The following is a 17,971-nucleotide window of genomic DNA, read 5'->3' as shown; positions in this document are numbered from 1 at the left end:
CGTGACATTACGATTACATGCTATACAAAAAGTCCGGTTTACCCACGAATTATTTCTATTTGCAGTACTTATTCTTTTTAGTTTGATAATTGCCATATGCAGTCCGGGCTCTTTCAATTTTGAATCGCTTTTGGATATTTTAAAGAGTTCAAGTACTTATATGGTTATGGCAATCGGCGTTTTAATTGTGATGATTTCAGGCGGAATAGACGTTTCTTTTACATCTATTGCAGCAGTTGCGGCATATGTATCAGTATATATTTTGAATACCTATGCACAAGGAAATATTGTAATTGCATTTTTTATTGCAGGAATCGTCGGTGCCGTTTTAGGAATTATAAATTCTATTTTTATTTCGTTATTTAAACTTCCTACACTTATTGTTACACTTGCAACTTCAAATATCTTTTATGGCTTACTGTTGGAGCATGCTCCTACCGCCCATATTTCCAAAGTTCCGGAATTCTTTACCGAATTCGGTGCAGGCAGACTTATAAGTTTTGCGAGCAATACTGATAAATCGTGGGGACTCTCGAATTTGGCAATTATCGCAATTATTTTATTAATCATTTTTTCAATACTGCTGCGCTATACGGGACTAGGCAGGAATATTTATGCAATGGGGAGTGCAAAGGAATCCGCGCAGCGTGCCGGTATTTCAATATGGAAAACTCAATTTTTCGTGTATTTATTTGCCGGTTTTTTAGCAGGGATTTCTTCCATATTGAATACTTCACTGATTTCATATGTCAATCCTTTTAATATTCAAAGTACGACAATGGATGTCATTGCTGCCGTTGTGTTGGGAGGCGCTGCTTTAAATGGCGGAAAAGGTTCTGTCATTGGTACTTTTCTGGGGGTGATACTACTCTTTATGGTTAAAACAAGTCTTATTCAACTCGGTGTGCCTTCAACATGGGATTCTTTAATTGTAGGAAGTATTTTGCTAATAAGTATTTCTATACCAATGATTCGATATCTTTTCAAAAAATAAAGCTACAATTATGAGGAAACAATTATGCATAATCGAATTTTAGAAAGATTCAAAACGGATACGTTTTTATATTTATTGTTGTTTATAGCTGTTTTTACTATTTTAAGTATCCTTTCTCCGTACAGCTTTTTAAGCAAATATAATTTACAATCAATGGCTTTTCAAGTTCCCGAATTCGGAATTCTTGCATTGGGGATGATGTTGGCAATTATTACGGGGGGAATCGATTTATCGATTATTGCAAATGCGAATTTATCGGCTATTTTTGCAAGTTTACTGATGTATAATTATATCAAAGTATTTCCCGATAATTACAGCAATATTGTTATATTGATTATATTGTTTGTTACTTGCCTTATTGCAGGATTTTTAATGGGTGCTTTAAACGGTATTTTGGTTTCATATATGCGTTTACCGGCAATTTTAGCAACGTTGGGTACAATGAAGATCTTTGACGGTATTTCAACTGTCATTACGGGAGGACAGTCTTTGCGAAATTATCCTCCCATAGTTGCCGCGTTAGCAAATGAGACATTTTTATCGATTCCTATTTCATTTTTCATTTTTATTTTTGTCGGTGCTATTATAAAAATTATAATGGATCATTCACGGCTCGGTTTTCGGATATATCACCTCGGGGAGAATCCCTTGGCTGCGGAATATTCCGGTGTAAATAATAATTTTATTCTGGTCAAAACATATTGCTTGACCGGCCTCTTGGCCGGCTTTTCGGGGCTTATTATGATGTCGAGGTTTAATTCAATTAAAGTCGGATACGGTAACTCGTATCAGCTTCTAACTATTTTAGTTGCAATAATGGGTGGCGTGCATCCTTCTGGCGGGCAAGGTAAAGTTATGAATGTTATTTTATCTACATTAACCTTGCAATGTATTGCAAGCGGATTTAATATTTTAGGTTTTTCAAATTATATTAGAAATGTTATTTATGGAGTTGTTTTGATTACGGTTATGGTTGTTATTACGATATATCCGATTCTAAAACAGCACTTTTATCTGAGAAATAAATGCTAAGCCCCTTTTATCGGTGTTTCCTTATTTTTCATTTTCGGTTATGCTTTCGGCAGATTGCGGCTGCGCTTCCTGTTCTTTTTGCAATTCGTGCGTGTAGGTGTAATTGCCCATCAGCACGGCCGCAGGGTGCAGGATGGATACGTTTTCGCAGATGATTTTAAGAATCACCATCATCGGGACGGCCAATATCAATCCCGTAAAACCCCACAGCCAACCCCAAAACGACAACGATACGATGATGATAAAAGGCGACAGTCCCAAGTGCCGCCCCTGGACGCGCGGTTCTATGATGTTGCCCAAAATAAAATTGACCGCACACATAAGGATCGCCACAAAAACGACAGGGGCGGGTTTGGGCCAAAATTGTACAAGGGCGAATACCGACGTCAATACGCCGGATAATATGGAACCGAAATTCGGTATAAAATTCAATATGAATGCAAGAAAACCCCACAGGATCGGAAAACCCATGCCGACTGCAAAGGTTCCCAAAAAAATCAGCACACCGGTTAAAAGCGAAATAAAAAACTTAACGGACATATAGCGGGTTACTTGCTGAATGATGTCGGTGATGATGATCGCCGCCTTTCCTTTGCTGTCGTCGCCGAACGCAAAATCGAGCTTTTGACGCAGGTAACGCAAATCGAGCAAAAAGAATACGGCAAACAAAAGTACGAGCAATAAGTCTTTAAAAAAGACGATAAGCGAATTGGAAAGGGAAAACGCGAAGTTTCGGAGCGTTTGCCGTATGCTCAGTTGTCCCCACAGATTTTGAAACAGCGTGCTTTCCGCGTTGTACGGCAGTGCAAAAAGGCCCGCAATCGCTTTATAAATGACGGTAAAGCGTTCTTCGTAGCGCGGGTACAAATCGATGATAGTGCGTATGCTGGTCAGCAAAAGCGATGCGATAATCCATACCGAAACGATGACGAGCGTCAATACGATAAAGATACCGGCAATCCACGGGATTTTGAATTTTGTGTTCAGCGTAACAATCAGCGGCTCAAAAACGAGGGAAACAAACATTGCGATCGTAACGGGGACGAGAAAGGTTCCCGTTACTTTAAGTACCGCCGCCAGCACGATGACCGTCAGCACAAGGAGCAGGAGAAAAATCGGCCGGGCAAAATTAACCAGTTTTTTCATATCTTCGGCTCACCGTAGGCGGCTACTGCCGTTTTTTTTATCGTGTCGAAACCGCACAAGGGAACCAGCGCGGAAGGAACCGTAATCGAGCCGTCCTTGTTTTGATAGTTTTCGAAGATTGCGACAAGTGCGCGCGAAACAGCGACAGCGGTGCCGTTAAGCATGTGTACATATTTGTTTTTGCCGTCATCGTCTTTGTAGCGGACATTCAGCCTGCGCGCCTGATAATCGGTGCAGTTCGAAGTAGACGTTACCTCTCCCCATTCGCCGCCGTTGCGGCCGGGCATCCACGCTTCCAAATCCCATTTGCGGTACGCCGGAGCGCCCAAATCGCCGGTACAGGTATCGACGACGCGGAAGGGAATCCCCAAGCCTTCGAAAATCTCTTCTTCGATAAGGCGCAGCTTTTCGTGCAGCGCATCCGATTGGTCGGGAAGGCAGTAAACGAACATTTCGAGTTTTGTAAATTGGTGCACGCGGTACAAACCTTTTGAAAATTGACCGGCAGCTCCGGCTTCGCGTCTGAAACAGTGCGAAAGTCCGCAATAAAAAAGCGGCAATTTGTCTTTACTCAATATTTCGTCGGAATGATAACCGCCGAGCGTTATTTCGGCGGTTGCGATTAAGCAGGCATTTTCGCCTTCCAAATTGTATACGTTCGATTCGTTACCGCGCGGATTAAAGCCGATACCCGAAAGAATATCTTCACGGGCGACGTCGGGCGTAATAAAGGGCGTAAAGCCGTGTTTGCGCAAAATATTCAGCGCGTACATTACGAGCGCTTGTTCCAAAAATACCGCTTCGTTTTTCAAATAATAAAATTTGCTGCCGGAAACCTTCGTCGCTTTATCAAAGTCGATTAAGTCGAGTTCCTGTCCGAGTTGGACATGGTCTTTCGGTTCAAAATCGAAAGTGCGCGGCGTTCCGCATACTTTTACCTGCAAATTGTCCGAATCGACCGAACCGACCGGAGCGTCCGGATGCGCCATGTTGGGAATCTTTCGCGCTTCGGCTTCAAGCTCTTGTTCTGTTTTCTCAAGCTCCGCTTCGGTCGAAGAAATCGTATCTTTTACGGTTTTGCCTTCTTCGATAAACTTTCGGCGTTCTTCGTCGCTAAGTTTTGCCTTCATCGCATTGGCGATTTCGTTGCGTTTTGCCTGCAGCTTTTGAACGGCCGTTACGAGTGCCGTGCGTTTGTCATACAGGGCGACAACCGCGTCCGCGGATGCGTCCATATGGCGCTGCGCGATATTTTTCTTGACGGCTTCAAGATTTTCTTTTATAAAACGGTAATCAAGCATATGGCGTATTTTAATAGTATGCCGGTTTTTATGCAAGGGCTCGCATAACGTAAAAAAATCTTGCATTATACGGTTTTCATATGGTATAATCTTCCTATGATAAAGAAAATCATTTTGTTCTTATTTGTTACCGTTTTGTGTTCGGTATCTCTGTTTGCCGATTTTAAATCGGATTACGAAAAATATATTAAAAGCGAAAATATTAAAAAACTTGAGGTTTTACTCCCTGAATGGGAAAAAGCGGAACCGGATAATCCGGAAATGTTTATCGCGTATTTTAATTATTACCTTTTAAAAGGGCGCAGTTCCGGCTTGACACTCGATACGGTTCCTCCGGAGTCGGGACCTGTAATACCGTTCGGCAATCCTGATACCGGAGAAACGGTCGGCTATATCGGCGGTCAAACTTCATACGATAAGACAAATACCGAAACGGCTTTAAAGTATTTGAATAAGGGACTGGCAATCGCTCCCGCACGTCTGGATATGCACTTCGGTCAAATATCGATTTTAGGTCAAATAAACGAATACGAGCGTATGGCCGAAAAAATAATTGAGGTATTCCGCGTTGCAAAAAAAATCAATCACAAATGGCTTTGGTCGAATAATGAGCCGATGGGCGATGACGCCGAAAATATTATGCTTGACAGTATAAACGACTATCATGCAACTTTATTGAAAGCAAAAGACGCTAAGGCAAAGGAAGCTGAAATAAAGGTTTGTTCGGCGCAAATCAAAGCGTACCCGAAGAGTATATATGCATATAATTTTTTAGGTGCCGCCTATATGCAAACGGGAGAGGATAAAAAAGCCTTGCAGGCTTTTTTGGATGCCGAAAAAATCGATCCGGCCGATGTAATTGTGTTGGGAAATATCGGAAAATGGTATGCCGAACACGGCGATACAAAAAATGCAAAAAAATATTATAAGAAAATGCTTAAAAATCCGGATACGCGTGTGCAGGAATTCGCCCGAAAACGACTTGACGCATTGGATAAAAAATAGGACACCTCTGAAACTCGGTTATTTTTTAGAGGTTCCCGATAAGTTAAAAAACGCTGATTTTGTGCATTTTATACATTTTTATTGAAAACCGATTGTTTTTTCTATGTTTCTATACACGTCGGCAAGGGGAATGTTTTGACTGCGCGCAATGCGGGCGGCATCCTCGTATTCGATTTTGCTTTTTTTTATGCCCTCGCTTTGAGCGGTTTTTATGCGCACGCTGCCGTAGGGAGTTTCTATCGTATGTTCGCTTCGCGGAAGTTTACGGCGCAGGCAGGTTTTTTCGCGTACACCGAGCGTACCGGTGTGGCGGAATATGAGGTCCGTTATGCGGGAACTGTCGGCAGGCAGGCAAAGGCAGCTGAGCATTACGGCAGGCCGCGACTTTTTCATACCGATAGGGGTTGTAAATACGTCCAAAGCGCCGTTTTCAAATAAGATTTCCGCGGCAAAGGCAAGGGCTTCGCCCGTCATATCGTCTATATTACAGGAAAGCTCGATTATTTGTTCGATATGTGCCGCCCCTTCCGTACTTTCTCCCCAAAAGGCGCGTAAGCAGTTTGCCTGTTCGAAGTTTTTTTTGCCCATACCGTACCCGATTGCGGAATACGTCATAGGCGGCATGGCAACGAAATCCGAAGCAAAATGGGCGAGAAGGGCGGCTCCCGTCGGCGTGCACAGTTCGCTTTGAATACCGTTCGAATACACGGGAATGTTCCGCAAAATACGCGCGCATGCCGGAGCCGGAACCGGCAGTATTCCGTGTGCGCAATGTACACGGCCGCTTCCCGTATTTATCGGCGAGCACAGAATTCTTTCAGGCGACAGCATGTCGATGAGCATGCATACCGATGTTATGTCGGCCAAAGCGTCAGCCGTTCCCACTTCGTGAAAATGAATATGCTCGATATCCGTTTTATGTACAAAACTTTCGGTTTCGGCAAGTATCTTATATACCGCTTTTATGTCGGCTTTAACCTTATTATTTATTTTTAAGCGATCAATCCGTGCGCCTACATGTGCCGGAGTGGAATGTGCGTGCGGTATTTCTCGGCAGCCGTCGTGCGAATGTTCATGCCCCGACTGCCCCCAGTGCAAGTGTTCGCGGTGTTCGTGTTCTTCGAGTCCGCCGACTGTAACGACGAGGCGGGTCCCGTAGATACCGCATTTTTCGCACTCTTGTACCGAGATGCGGGTTTCATCCGGAAGACCTGCGGCATTTATGTTTTCGATAAATTCTTTTTGATTCGGAATCAGTTCCGAAAGGGCTCCGGCCAGCATGTCGCCCGAAGCGCCCATAGCACATTCAAAATAAAGCGTTTTCATTTATGCCTCGTTTATTCGGTTTATCATGGCCGCAAGGTAGCCAGCGCCGAAGCCGTTGTCGATGTTTACAACGCTTACCCCGCTTGCACACGAGTTGAGCATCGATAAAAGCGCCGCAATGCCGCCCAACGACGCGCCGTAGCCGACGCTTGTCGGAAGAGCGATAACGGGACAATCGGCAAGGCCGGCGATAACGCTTGCGAGTGCGCCTTCCATGCCCGCCGCGGCGATGATAACGCGTGCGCTCATTATTTCATCCGAATATGAAAGTAGGCGGTGAAGTCCCGATACGCCCACGTCGTAAAGGCGCACCGTTTTGCAGCCGAATGCTTCCGCCGTTTGCGCCGCTTCTTCGGCAACGGGTATATCGCTGGTTCCGGCGGCCGCTACAAGGATTTTCCCCGTACCGCTCGGAGGAGGAAGCTCTCCGATAATGCCGAGTCTGCTGACGGGATCATAGTGCAGGCTGTGCTTGAGCGAAATTTCCTCGGCAGCTGCCCGATCGATGCGGGTTATAAGGACTGTTTTTTCGCCGTTTTTCAGCAGAGAAGAAGCGATCGCCGCGATTTGTTCCGGCGTTTTCCCTTCGCCGTATATGACTTCGGTATTTCCCTGCCTGATTGTCCGGTGAAAGTCGGGCTTTGCAAAGCCCAAATCTTCAAAAGGTTTTTTTTTCAGCAATAAAAAAGCTTCCTGTACGGAAAGACCGCCGCTTTTTACCTGTTCCAAAATTGCAAGAATGTCGTATTTGTCCATAAAATCTCCCGCCGCCTTTTGCCGCGCGTTCAGCATGCCGATTGCTTTCAGTGCGCCGTTTTCAGCGCGCCTTTAAGTCAAGCATTACCGATGGAAAGCCGTTTGCCAAAAGAGCGCGTATGTCCTCTTTTTTTTGCAGGACTTTTTCCATTTGCGCTTCGGACACTTGGAGCAGGGCCGCATCTCCTCTGATTCGTATGCGGAAATCGCTGAACCCGAGTTTTGCAAGTTCCGTTTCGGCCCGCTCTACAAGAGCGAGCGTTTCGGCTTTTATAATTGTTCCGCAGGGCACTCTGGTTGCCAAGCATGCGTAAGCACTTTTATTCCACGTAAAAAGGCCTTCCCGCTTCGACAAAAGCCGCACTTCGTCCTTCGTTATGCCGCACAGACGAAGGGGCGATTGTATGTTCAGTTCGCGCAACGCTTTCATACCCGGTCTGTCGTCCGCATCGTCGGACGCGTTTGTTCCGTCTAAAATAAGATGGTACCCGTCTTTAACCGCCCGTTCCTTTAAAAGTGAAAACAAAAAACGCTTGCAGCGGTAACAGCGGTCGGCACGGTTTAAGGTAACGTCCGCTTCGTTTAATATGTCGGCGGCGATAATTTCAGGCTTAACGCCGAGTTCCTTTGTCAAGCGCAGCGCGTCTTCCAATTCGAATTGCGGTTGAAACGCCGTTTTTATGTAATAAGGGCGAACATCCGCACCCGAGCGCATGGCTGCGGCCAAAAGATACGCCGAATCGGTTCCGCCCGAAAAAGCGATTGCCGCTTTCGGATGCGTTTTAAAAAAATCTTTTAAGGCTTCGGCCTTTTGCACCGTTGCGGTATTTATATCCCGCTTTATTTTGCGGCCGCCTGATAAATGAGCTTAAGGTCGTCATAGCCGAGCTTTTTAAAAGTGCCGACCGTGCGCGTTTTGTTAAACGAACATTTTAAAGCCATCGTATCGATTTGTTCTTCGCTTGCGTTGACCTTCAGTTCTTTAAGCGAAACGGGCATATCGATCGAACGGAAAAAATCTTCCATCGCTTTTATGCCGTCGAGCGCACCCTGTTCCGCCGAAGCGGTCTTAATGCCGAATACGTTTTCGGCAAGCTTTGCAAACCGCGCGGGATTTTCTTTATATACGTAACGCGCCCAACTTGCCCATACGGCGGCAAGACCCGCACCGTGCGTAACGTCGAACATGCCGCTCAATTCGTGCTCGATTTGGTGCGTCGCCCAATCGCCCGTATTGTTGCCGCAGCCGGTAAGCCCGTTGTGAGAAAGACTGCCTGCCCACATTACCTGAGCGCGCGCTTCGTAATTTTGAGGCTCTTTTTTTAAAACGTGCGAACTTTTTATAACGGCTTTTATCAAACCTTCGGCAATATTGTCGGTAAGAAGGCTTGCCGGTTCCGCCGTGTCGGAAGAGTAAAAATAGCGCTCAAGCGTATGCATAACGATGTCGGTACAGCCGCTCATGGTTTGCCAGTGATTGAGGCTCGCCGTCAATTCCGGATTCATAACGGCAAAACGGCAGCGTGCATAGTCCGAATTGCAGCCGCGCTTAAGCCAACCGTCTTCGGTTGTGATTACCGACGAATCACTCATTTCGCTTCCCGCAGCGGCTATCGTAAGAACGGCACCGACCGGCACGCAGCCTTTCGGTGCGCTCTTTTTCAAATAAAGATCCCATACGTCGCAGTTGTTTGCAAGGCCGTACCCTATCGCTTTTGCCGAATCGATAACGCTGCCGCCGCCGACGGCTAAAATAAAGTCGACGCCTTCTTTTTTGCACAAAGCGATTCCTTTACGCACAAGCGAAAGGCGCGGGTTGGGAACAACGCCGCCGAGCGTAACGTAGCTTATGTTTTCGCTTTCCAACGACGTACGGATTCTGTCCAAAAGCCCCGATTTTTCGGCGCTTTGTCCGCCGAAGTGTACGAGAACCTTTGAAGCTTTTTGTTCTTTTATGAGTTTGCCGGTTTCTTTTTCGGCGCCCTTTCCGAAGACAACCTTTGTCGGCGTCCAATACGTAAAATTGTTCATACTTCCTCCTATAAAAACTTTTAAAAACTTTTGCAGAATTATTGCAAAAGCGTTTTTCTTCCTCCGAGTATAAACCATTCGCAAGATACGGCAGCTTCGTATGCAAATTGCGGCTGAGGTTTATATGTATTGTTTTGATTTATAATCCAGCTTAGCCCCGTATATCCTTTGAATTTTAAAAGAAGATTTGCGGGTGTATAAAAGCCTTCAATGCCGATTCTGTGCGTGTATTGCGGAATACCGCTCGGCGTTTTAACACTTGCCATCGCGATTGCTTTTTCCGTATTGTTATCCGGATTACCGTCCTGATCCCGTCCCGGGAATTTTTTCCAAAAGCCGGAATCGCTTGCCGCCGTTGCATTGTGCAATTCACCTTGTACCAAAAATCGGTAAAAGCCCTTGCATTCCCATTTTGCAGGAACCGTAAAACCGGCCGTTATTTGCCCCATAATGCTGTCCGGGCCGAAAGGCGTTCCCGTCCATTGAAACTGCCCGCTTCCGTAAAACCCGCGCCGATTCATGCAAAACGACCAGTTTTTATTTTTAAGCCGGTACATATACGGAGAAGTCCATAAGCCTTCGAGGTTTGCGATCCAGTATCCGTTTTGAGAAGGAATTTGTACGTCCAAGCCGCCTTGCAAGCCCAATGAATTCGGAACCGACTTTCTTTCACCCGGAAGCTGAAATTCGTTCATTTGAAACAGCACATATAGACGGCCGTATTTCCACGGATTTAATTCCGCGGCCAGAGCGAAAAGACTTCCGACGCGCGAATCGCCTCCATGAAGATCGTTGTGATTGCCCAGATCTTTATTGTAATCTTTGTATGCGCCCCACGGCTCCAAACCGTGAATAAATTCGACCGGATTTAAATACGTGAGCTCAAGCGGCGCGTTTACCATAACGCCTTCGATTGCGGTGATTTTCAGCCGTTTAAAAAGCCTGAAATCCAATGCGTGAAAATACAGATATTTGGAAACCGCAAGCTGCATAATATTGGTTGAGAATTTTATGTTCGGCCCGAATAAGGTGAATTGGGCATAAGTCGCCGTTTCCATAGAATCCGATAAAATAATGCTGGGCGTTTGCGTTTTGCCGATATTTATTCCGCCGCGGCCAATTTTGAAATTCCAAAAACTTCCTTCGGCAGCCGGATAACCTAAGCTGAGATATGAATACTTCGATCCCGTGCCGTCCATATCGTCTTCGCTTTCTCCGGTCAGTTTTTTATCGAGCGGAATATTTATAAACCTGTGCGCGGAATTTGCCGCGTCCATTCTTTGAGACATCGACAAGTCGTATACGGCATGCGCGTAATTTTGCGCCGTAAGAGACAGCGGAAAGTTTAATAGGGGAGGAATATCGCGGTAATCGAATTCGGGATAGGATACGGATGCATCGCGGTTCCGGTAAAACAGGGCAAGGCTCAGCGACGGGGATACGGAAAGATTCAGCGGGATTTTTTTTTCGGGGATGCGCACGCTTGTAAACCATTTTTGCGCGCTTTCATAGAGTTTTTTGCCGTAGGGACTTAAATTGTCATAGTCGATGTCGCGGAAATACCGTTCCAATTCGCCTGCAGTGAGCGGACTTTGATTTGCTGCGGGAACTGTTCCGTCTTCAAGCGACAAGGCATAAAGCGCTTGGTATATCCAATGCCCGGAAGGAACGATGTACTGCAAGCCGCTTAAACTGTCGGCAAAGGGTTCGTTGTTAAAGGCGGCCTCTTTAACTTTTTGAACATAATCCTCAAAACGAATTTGCGCGTGTATAAAAACCGGGAAAAAACATATGCAAAGAACCCCGGCGATTTTTCGTTTAAGTTCGTACATTTTTATTCGGCTCCGTTTGTTTTTTCGTTTTTAACTTTTCCGCTTCCGAAAGCCATTGCGCGCTTGATGCGTCGCTGGGCATGTTCCACGCTCCCCGCGGTGAAAGCGAAACGGAACCGGTCGATACGCCGTCGCTCATGCACGATCTTTTAAACTGCTGGCTGAAAAACCGCCGGTAAAAAATGATGAGCGTGTCGAGTATTTTGCTCCGTTCGTATTTTTTGCCGAAAGCGTGCTGCGCCAAAAAGAGAATTTTTGCGGGGCTGAAAGCGCGGCGCACCGCATAATACAAAAAAAAGTCGTGCAGTTCGTAGGGACCCAAAAGTTCTTCCGTTTTTTGCGCTATGGCGCCGTTTTTTGCCGGAAGCAGCTCCGGACTTACGGGTGTGTTTACAATGTCGAGTAAAGCGGCGGAAAGTTCTGCCGCCCTTGTTTTGTCGGCGCAAAAAAAGGTCGCGTTTTCAGGCTCGGCATGGTGCCGGACAAGCGCCTGTATAAGCGTTTTCGGCACCGAAACGTTTACGGCATACATCGACAAATGGTCGCCGCCGTAGGTCATCCAGCCGAGCGCGGTTTCGGAAAGATCTCCCGTTCCTATAACGAGCGCTTTGTTTTTATTTGCAAGGTCCATGAGAATCTGCGTGCGTTCGCGCGCCTGTGCGTTTTCGTATACCGTGTCGTGAACGTTTTCATCGCAGTCTATGTCTTTTAAATGAATTTTTACCGCTTCGCGTATATCGATTTCTTTGAACGTTACGCCCGTAAGGGAGGCGAGGAGGGCGGCGTTGTTTTTTGTGCGGCCGCTTGTGCCGAAGCCGGGCATCGATACGGCCGTTATCGAAGTGAGCGGCAGCGAAAGAATTTTAAAAGATGCGATCGCGGTTAAAAGCGCCAAGGTCGAATCCAAGCCGCCCGAAAGTCCTATAACGGCACTCTTTATACCCGTATGTTCAAGGCGGGACGCAAGGCCGTGTGCCTGTATTGCCGCAACCTCTTTGCAGCGCTTTTCGCACGCTTTTTGCGTTTCGGGAACAAAGGGTGTTTTCGGTATTGCGCGCAGCAAGGTGACCGGATGCGGTTTTGCCGCCGCCGTTTTACGCGAAGATGTGCCGGTACCGGAAACTTTTTGTTCGGCGGCTTCTATAATGCGGAAGCTTTTTGCCGAAAAAATACCGGCTGCCGTTTTTTGCCGTCTTTCGGCTTCGATGCTTTCAATATCGATATCCCGAACGATGTAGCCGTCGGTGTATAAATCGGATTCGGCTAAAACCGAGCCGTTTTCGGCGATTATATTGTGGGCGGAAAATACGTAATCGGTTGTCGATTCGCCGCGACCCGCGTTTGCGTACGCATATGCGCAGGGCGGATTTTCGGACTGCACCGCGATGAATGAGCGGCGTTTTTTGGCTTTGCCGGCTCCTTCGGCTTCGGCTGCAAGATTAAGAACAACATGGGCTCCTTCCCGTACGAGCGACAGGGCGGGCGTTTGCGCCGCATTCTTTACCGCATATACATCGGCGCCTATTTGTGCGCCTATATATACAGTTAAATCCGAACCGTCGGAGCGCCTTACCGCTTTGTTCATTTTAATCAAAATATCCGTGCCGAAAGGAACGTCGCGGGGCTCGCCGCAGAGCGCGCCGCTGCGCGCGGCACTCTGCTTTCCTATTCCGATGACGGCGCCCGGTTCGACCGAAAGCGCACTTTGAAAATAACGCGCTTCGCCGCCTTGCGGAATGCCGCCATTTGTAAGGCCGGTAAAGGTTTTCGGAATCGCCGCCAAAATGCGCCCGCTTTTTATAAAAACGGCGCAATTAGTTAAAAAACCTTTATATAAAAGCGGTGCGCCGACCGCAAACAAAACGCGCGTATGTTCGGTTTTGCGGGCAAGAGAGGCAAGCGCTTCGGGAACTTTGCGCAAAAGGCTTTCCTGCAAAAAAAGATTCGCGCACGTGCAGCCGGTAAGAGAAAGTTCGGGAAATACCATACATTCGGCGCCGTCTTTTTCGCCTTTTTGAACGGCACGGGCGAGAGAATCGGCGTTCGACGCGCAGTCGGCAAGTTTGATTGCGGGACTTGCGCAGGCAATTCTTAAAAAGCCGTAATCCATGGCTTTCAGTATAATTCAAAAAATGCAAATAGTGAAGTGCCGCATCAGCGTGCGGCCGCGTCGGCGCATCAACCGTTTAATAGGCGTTTTAAGGATGCAGTAAATTCGTTTTGCGAACAAAAGGGTTCAAAAAAGCTTAAATCCTGTAAAACAATGTCGGCTCCCGCCCGTTTCAGTTCGGCTTCGGAAAAAGAACCTAAAAGACCGATACACAAAGAACCTGCGGCCTTGGCGGCTTGAACCCCGTTTACGGCATCTTCAACGACAAGGCAATCGCATGCGTTCAAACCGAGACCTGCAGCCGCCGTAAGGTAAATTTCGGGGTCGGGCTTTTTATGCGTTACCTTATTGCCCCACACCGCATAATCGAAGTCGTCAATCGAAAAACCGATTGCTTTTAAATTAACGTCCAATTTGATTTTATCGGCGCTTGTCGCCAAAGCCGTTTTAATGCCCGCTTTTTGCGCATTGCGGATAAAGTCGGCAGTGCCCTTCATAGCGCAATCGGTACCGGAAATCAGTTCATCATAGATACCGTACGCTTCAATTTTGGCAGCGGCGATATCTATTTTTAAACCGTATTTTTCGGCAACTCCGCCTATAAAACGGTTTTCGCCCGCCCCTATAAAGGGGGCGAAGTCTGCGGGAACGGCATGTACGCCGCGCCTCTTAAAAAACTCAATACACGCTTGAGCAATCTCTTTTTCCGAATTTATAAGCACACCGTCAACATCGAATAAAATACCGCGTATCATATCTTTCAGTATAATTCAAAAAATGCAAATAGTGAAGGGGCGGTTCCGCTTAGGGTGTCAGAATGAAAAAACGACTGAACGGAAACCGCCAAAAGAATAAAATAAAAAAACTTGACAAATCGGAAATCTGTCGTATAATTTATGCCGAATGCCGGATTGGAAGGTTTTTTAATCGTGAAAAAAGTAAAAATTTTTCTGCCTGCCATAGTATTGTCTTTATTTTCGGCGTCGTGCGTTTTGCTTTCCGTCGCGCCCCGTGCATACGAAACACTTCCCGAGAACATACAAATCGGTTCTCTGAAAACCGAAGGAATTTTTGTATACACCGAAAAAGATTATGCAAAAAATGCGGATAAAAATCCGATTTTCATTCAGGGGAAGATAAAGAACCCCGCGTTTAATATCAAAGACTTTTTATCGGTTTCGGAGGCAAAGAAAAAGATTTGGGATTATACGACTGTATCGGGCGGCGAAACCGTCGGCATAGAATGCGGCTTTACCGTTTATACAAATAAAGAAGGCGAAAATATACAGTTCGACATAAGCCCGATTTCTTTTAATAAAAATTATCTTGAGTTTCCCGACGCCGTAAGCAAACAGGATGTTCCGATTCCGTATATGATCGCAAAGTTTCACGATGAAAAAGGCCGCTGCTATAAAGTATTTGCCGCGGCTATCGGCAAATACACACATAACAGCCCGAAGTACCTTGTTATGGATACGAAACAGGAATTTTCCGTTTTTTTAGAAAACAACCTTGCGGCACGTTTTTCCAGCGGCGCCTATAAGATTTATTCGGAAACCGATCCCGAATTGCTGAAAGAATATGTCGGCGTTTTAAACGGTGTTTTCAGAGGCATACGAAAATATGAAAAAGGTATTTTATTGTTTTAACTTTGCGGTATTTTCAATACTTTTTACCGCGTGTGTCGGCTTTGTTCAAAACGGGATTACGGATAAAACGTATCCGGCCGATATCGTTTTTTTACCTGCGGCTGTCGAAGGCCGTATATTTTACGGAAACAAAACGGAACGGCTTGCCGAAAACGATCTGAGTATAAAAATCGAAAACGGCATACGGTATCCTGTTTCCGATCCTCTGCTCGCTCTGAGCGGAGTTACGGCCGAAAAAGGACGCCTTAATTTGTTTTTTAATCCGTTTTCCGGCGATGACGGGAATCTCAAAAAAAATAAATATACGGTTTATTTTACGATAAGCGAAATTGAGCAAAAAATAAAGCAGTCTATACTCATATACAGCGATAGCCGGGGCAGACAGTATATAAAACAGCCTTTTAAAGCAAACGGCATTTTCTATACATTCCGAAATTCTTTTTCGAATTCTTTTGTACAATTCCCTTATATGTTTTGCGAAATTAAAAAGGGGAAAAATATATACGAAGTGTTTGCCGTCGATAAAAATTCGGTATATGAAAAAAGGTTTCTCGAAGAAGGCATATTGGACGAAAATCGGGAATATTTCATTTTTTCAAATAATATCTTGGCTGCACGTTTTACAAAAACCGGCTACACGGTTTATCTGCGCGATTCGGAATCGGTATTGAAAAAAAGCATTGCGGTTATTTTAAGCATATTTAAATTTATCGAAGAATCGGAACAAAATACAACACCTTTGATAAAAATGTAAAGTCCCGATAGAAAATTAAACAATAGCCGAATGATTCGAAAGTCGAGTTGTGTACTGTTTCCCTCACTCTCCCGCGAGTGCCAAAACGGGGTCGAGTTTTGCCGCCCGTGCCGCAGGATTCATGCCGAAAAAGATTCCGACAAAAACCGAAAATACAAACGAAACGGCGCATGCTCCCGTGCTTACGATAAACGATTGGCCCTTTACGTATTCGACGGCGATGCTTATCGCAATGCCGATAATAATTCCCGCAATGCCGCCGATAAGCGTAATGGCCGCCGATTCCACCAAAAACTGCCGCCGTATATCGGCAGGGCTTGCACCGAGTGCTTTTCGTATGCCGATTTCCTGCCGCCGTTCGGTTACCGTAACAATCATAATATTCATAATGCCGATTCCGCCTACGAGCAGCGAAATTGCGGCTATGGCGCTGAGCATGACGCTCATCGTTGTCATTATTTCGTTCACTTGGTCTATCATCGTCTGCATCGACATAACGTTTACCGCATATGCGGAGCCGCTTAACTCGGTACAGTACGCTTCTACGGCGCTTGCAAGTTCGGTTGCGTATTCGGCGCTTTCGGCTTGCACGATAACGGTCGATGCGCTCGGGTTCGGCGCGATTTTTTTTGAATAAAAGCCGCGTGGAATGTAGGCCCCGTTGCTCGTCTGTTCCATGCCCGACGTTTGCTCTTTGAGTACGCCGATTACTTCAAAGCTGAACGAAATATTGTTCGACGTTGCGAGAATGTATTTGCCGACGGCATCGCCTGAAGGAAAGAGGGCGTCCGCAATCGTTTTTCCGAGGATGATTTTTTGCATACCGTAATAGTCTTCCGTAACGGTAAAAAATCTTCCCGATTCAAGCTCTATGTCGTACATTTCAAGATAACCTTGTTCCACGGCGCTGCAGTTTGTCGTAGAGCTCGTTTCTCCGTAAGACAGCGATGCGTTCAGCGAATTTTTATACCAAATCTTTTTTATGTGATTGACGTTATCGAACAGATTTTTTCTGAACGATTCGTCGAAGGTAATCGACGAGGAACTCGACCTTCGGCGCATAAAGCCCGACGAAATGCTTACGACGTCGAGGCCTGCGGTCCCGAATGTGTTTTTTATTTCCTGCGTGGAACTGCTTCCCATGCTGGTAATCACGATGACCGAAGCGACGCCGATAATAACTCCGAGCAGGGAAAGAATCGTGCGCGTTTTTTGCCTTTTGAAATTCTGCAGCGCATTCGTAAAATCTTCAAACATCGTCTTTTTCCGCTGTATCCGTTTCGTCCGACTGATCCGCTTTGCCGGACGTTTCGTCGAAAGGCATGACGGGAACCTGTTCTTGGTCGGACTGAATGTTTCCGTCAAAAATTTTTATGCACCGGTTCGTGCTTGCGCCGATTCCCGGGTCGTGGGTAACGATGACGATGGTCGTTCCGCCTTCGTTGATTTTTTTAAAGAGCTTAAGAACCTGCGCGCCCGTTTTGCTGTCCAAAGCGCCGGTCGGCTCGTCGGCCAGAATAATGTGCGGTTTCGTTACGGTCGCGCGCGCAACGGCAACGCGCTGCTTTTGACCGCCTGAAAGTTCGTTCGGCCGGTGCGACAGTCTGTTCCCCATATCGACAAGTTCCAAGGCTTCTTTTGCAAGTTCAATTCGTTTTGCCCGTTCGACGCCCTGATAGCGCAGGGGAAGCATAACGTTTTCGAGAATCGTCATGCTCGGAAGCAAGTGATATTGCTGGAACACAAAGCCGATCGTTTTATTGCGCAGGGCGGCGAGTTCTTTTTCCGTCATCTTTGCCGTTTCTTTGCCGCCGATTTCCACTATGCCGCTTGTCGGCCGGTCAAGGCAGCCTATCATGTTCATGCAGGTCGATTTTCCCGAACCGGACGGCCCCATTATCGAAACGAATTCACCCTGTTTTATGCTGAAGCTTATGCCGCGCAGGGCGTGCACGACGCTTTCTCCCATTTCGTACAATTTCGTAACGTTTTCCATTCGGATAATAGTTTCCGCCATTTTTTAAGTCCTAAGGTA

16 protein-coding genes are annotated in these 17,971 nt (G+C 46.3%); 5 read left to right on the top strand and 11 right to left on the bottom strand.

What is annotated here, in order from left to right:
* Position 1: 1 nt before the first annotated feature.
* Together HMPREF9194_RS06455 and HMPREF9194_RS06450 are read left to right on the top strand one after the other, a co-directional pair.
* Positions 2–994 (top strand): ABC transporter permease, encoded by a 993-nt coding sequence (locus tag HMPREF9194_RS06455; RefSeq protein WP_016525573.1) that lies wholly within the window; start codon positions 2–4, stop codon positions 992–994.
* 24 nt (positions 995–1,018) lie between these two features.
* Positions 1,019–2,026, top strand: a complete 1,008-nt coding sequence (locus HMPREF9194_RS06450) for an ABC transporter permease (protein ID WP_016525572.1) — start codon at positions 1,019–1,021, stop codon at positions 2,024–2,026.
* A 21-nt stretch (positions 2,027–2,047) separates the two neighbouring features.
* Here HMPREF9194_RS06450 and HMPREF9194_RS06445 read toward each other — a convergent pair whose 3' ends face one another.
* Positions 2,048–3,172 carry an AI-2E family transporter gene (locus HMPREF9194_RS06445; protein WP_016525571.1) on the bottom strand — a complete coding sequence of 375 codons (1,125 nt, stop codon included), beginning with the start codon at positions 3,170–3,172 and terminating at the stop codon, positions 2,048–2,050.
* Complete coding sequence (gene serS / locus HMPREF9194_RS06440; protein ID WP_040846723.1) at positions 3,169–4,473, bottom strand: serine--tRNA ligase; 1,305 nt, start codon at positions 4,471–4,473, stop codon at positions 3,169–3,171. Before serS ends, HMPREF9194_RS06445 begins: the two co-directional genes overlap by 4 nt.
* Before the next feature lie 96 nt (positions 4,474–4,569).
* On the opposite strand from serS, the gene HMPREF9194_RS06435 reads away from it, so the two are divergent.
* Positions 4,570–5,478 carry a tetratricopeptide repeat protein gene (locus HMPREF9194_RS06435; RefSeq protein ID WP_016525569.1) on the top strand — a complete coding sequence of 303 codons (909 nt, stop codon included), beginning with the start codon at positions 4,570–4,572 and terminating at the stop codon, positions 5,476–5,478.
* Between the two features lie 78 nt (positions 5,479–5,556).
* On the opposite strand, the gene larC is transcribed toward HMPREF9194_RS06435, so the two are convergent.
* The 7 genes from larC to HMPREF9194_RS06400 all read right to left on the bottom strand — a co-directional run bounded on the left by larC (position 5,557) and on the right by HMPREF9194_RS06400 (position 14,288).
* Positions 5,557–6,804 carry a nickel pincer cofactor biosynthesis protein LarC gene (gene larC, locus HMPREF9194_RS06430; protein ID WP_016525568.1) on the bottom strand — a complete coding sequence of 416 codons (1,248 nt, stop codon included), beginning with the start codon at positions 6,802–6,804 and terminating at the stop codon, positions 5,557–5,559.
* The gene (gene larB / locus HMPREF9194_RS06425) at positions 6,805–7,560 is read right to left on the bottom strand and encodes a nickel pincer cofactor biosynthesis protein LarB (RefSeq protein WP_016525567.1); all 756 of its coding nucleotides are present in this window, start codon (positions 7,558–7,560) and stop codon (positions 6,805–6,807) included.
* A 61-nt stretch (positions 7,561–7,621) separates the two neighbouring features.
* The gene (gene larE, locus HMPREF9194_RS06420) at positions 7,622–8,377 is read right to left on the bottom strand and encodes an ATP-dependent sacrificial sulfur transferase LarE (protein ID WP_016525566.1); all 756 of its coding nucleotides are present in this window, start codon (positions 8,375–8,377) and stop codon (positions 7,622–7,624) included.
* Positions 8,378–8,400: 23 nt separating this feature from the next.
* Positions 8,401–9,591, bottom strand: coding sequence for an iron-containing alcohol dehydrogenase (locus tag HMPREF9194_RS06415; RefSeq protein WP_016525565.1), 1,191 nt, complete (start codon positions 9,589–9,591; stop codon positions 8,401–8,403).
* A gap of 38 nt (positions 9,592–9,629) precedes the next feature.
* A complete protein-coding gene (locus HMPREF9194_RS06410) occupies positions 9,630–11,423 on the bottom strand; it encodes a hypothetical protein (protein WP_016525564.1) in 1,794 nt (597 codons plus the stop codon).
* Positions 11,410–13,533 carry an NAD(+) synthase gene (locus HMPREF9194_RS06405; protein ID WP_016525563.1) on the bottom strand — a complete coding sequence of 708 codons (2,124 nt, stop codon included), beginning with the start codon at positions 13,531–13,533 and terminating at the stop codon, positions 11,410–11,412. The genes HMPREF9194_RS06410 and HMPREF9194_RS06405 overlap by 14 nt, the downstream gene beginning before the upstream one ends.
* A gap of 68 nt (positions 13,534–13,601) precedes the next feature.
* Positions 13,602–14,288, bottom strand: a complete 687-nt coding sequence (locus tag HMPREF9194_RS06400) for an HAD family hydrolase (RefSeq protein ID WP_016525562.1) — start codon at positions 14,286–14,288, stop codon at positions 13,602–13,604.
* A gap of 174 nt (positions 14,289–14,462) precedes the next feature.
* Here HMPREF9194_RS06400 and HMPREF9194_RS06395 point away from each other — a divergent pair, with 174 nt between their 5' ends.
* Both HMPREF9194_RS06395 and HMPREF9194_RS06390 read left to right on the top strand, forming a co-directional pair.
* The gene (locus HMPREF9194_RS06395; protein ID WP_156828003.1) at positions 14,463–15,182 is read left to right on the top strand and encodes a hypothetical protein; all 720 of its coding nucleotides are present in this window, start codon (positions 14,463–14,465) and stop codon (positions 15,180–15,182) included.
* Positions 15,157–15,936 (top strand): hypothetical protein, encoded by a 780-nt coding sequence (locus HMPREF9194_RS06390; RefSeq protein WP_016525560.1) that lies wholly within the window; start codon positions 15,157–15,159, stop codon positions 15,934–15,936. Before HMPREF9194_RS06395 ends, HMPREF9194_RS06390 begins: the two co-directional genes overlap by 26 nt.
* A gap of 63 nt (positions 15,937–15,999) precedes the next feature.
* On the opposite strand, the gene HMPREF9194_RS06385 is transcribed toward HMPREF9194_RS06390, so the two are convergent.
* Together HMPREF9194_RS06385 and HMPREF9194_RS06380 are read right to left on the bottom strand one after the other, a co-directional pair.
* Positions 16,000–17,193, bottom strand: coding sequence for an ABC transporter permease (locus HMPREF9194_RS06385; RefSeq protein ID WP_016525559.1), 1,194 nt, complete (start codon positions 17,191–17,193; stop codon positions 16,000–16,002).
* Positions 17,186–17,953 carry an ABC transporter ATP-binding protein gene (locus HMPREF9194_RS06380; RefSeq protein ID WP_016525558.1) on the bottom strand — a complete coding sequence of 256 codons (768 nt, stop codon included), beginning with the start codon at positions 17,951–17,953 and terminating at the stop codon, positions 17,186–17,188. The genes HMPREF9194_RS06385 and HMPREF9194_RS06380 overlap by 8 nt, the downstream gene beginning before the upstream one ends.
* Positions 17,954–17,971 lie beyond the last annotated feature (18 nt).

Source organism: Treponema maltophilum ATCC 51939 (genome assembly GCF_000413055.1).
Lineage (GTDB): Bacteria > Spirochaetota > Spirochaetia > Treponematales > Treponemataceae > Treponema_C > Treponema_C maltophilum.
The sequence above is the reverse complement of the archived record's forward strand: the minus strand, read 5'-3'. Positions and strand labels throughout refer to the sequence as shown.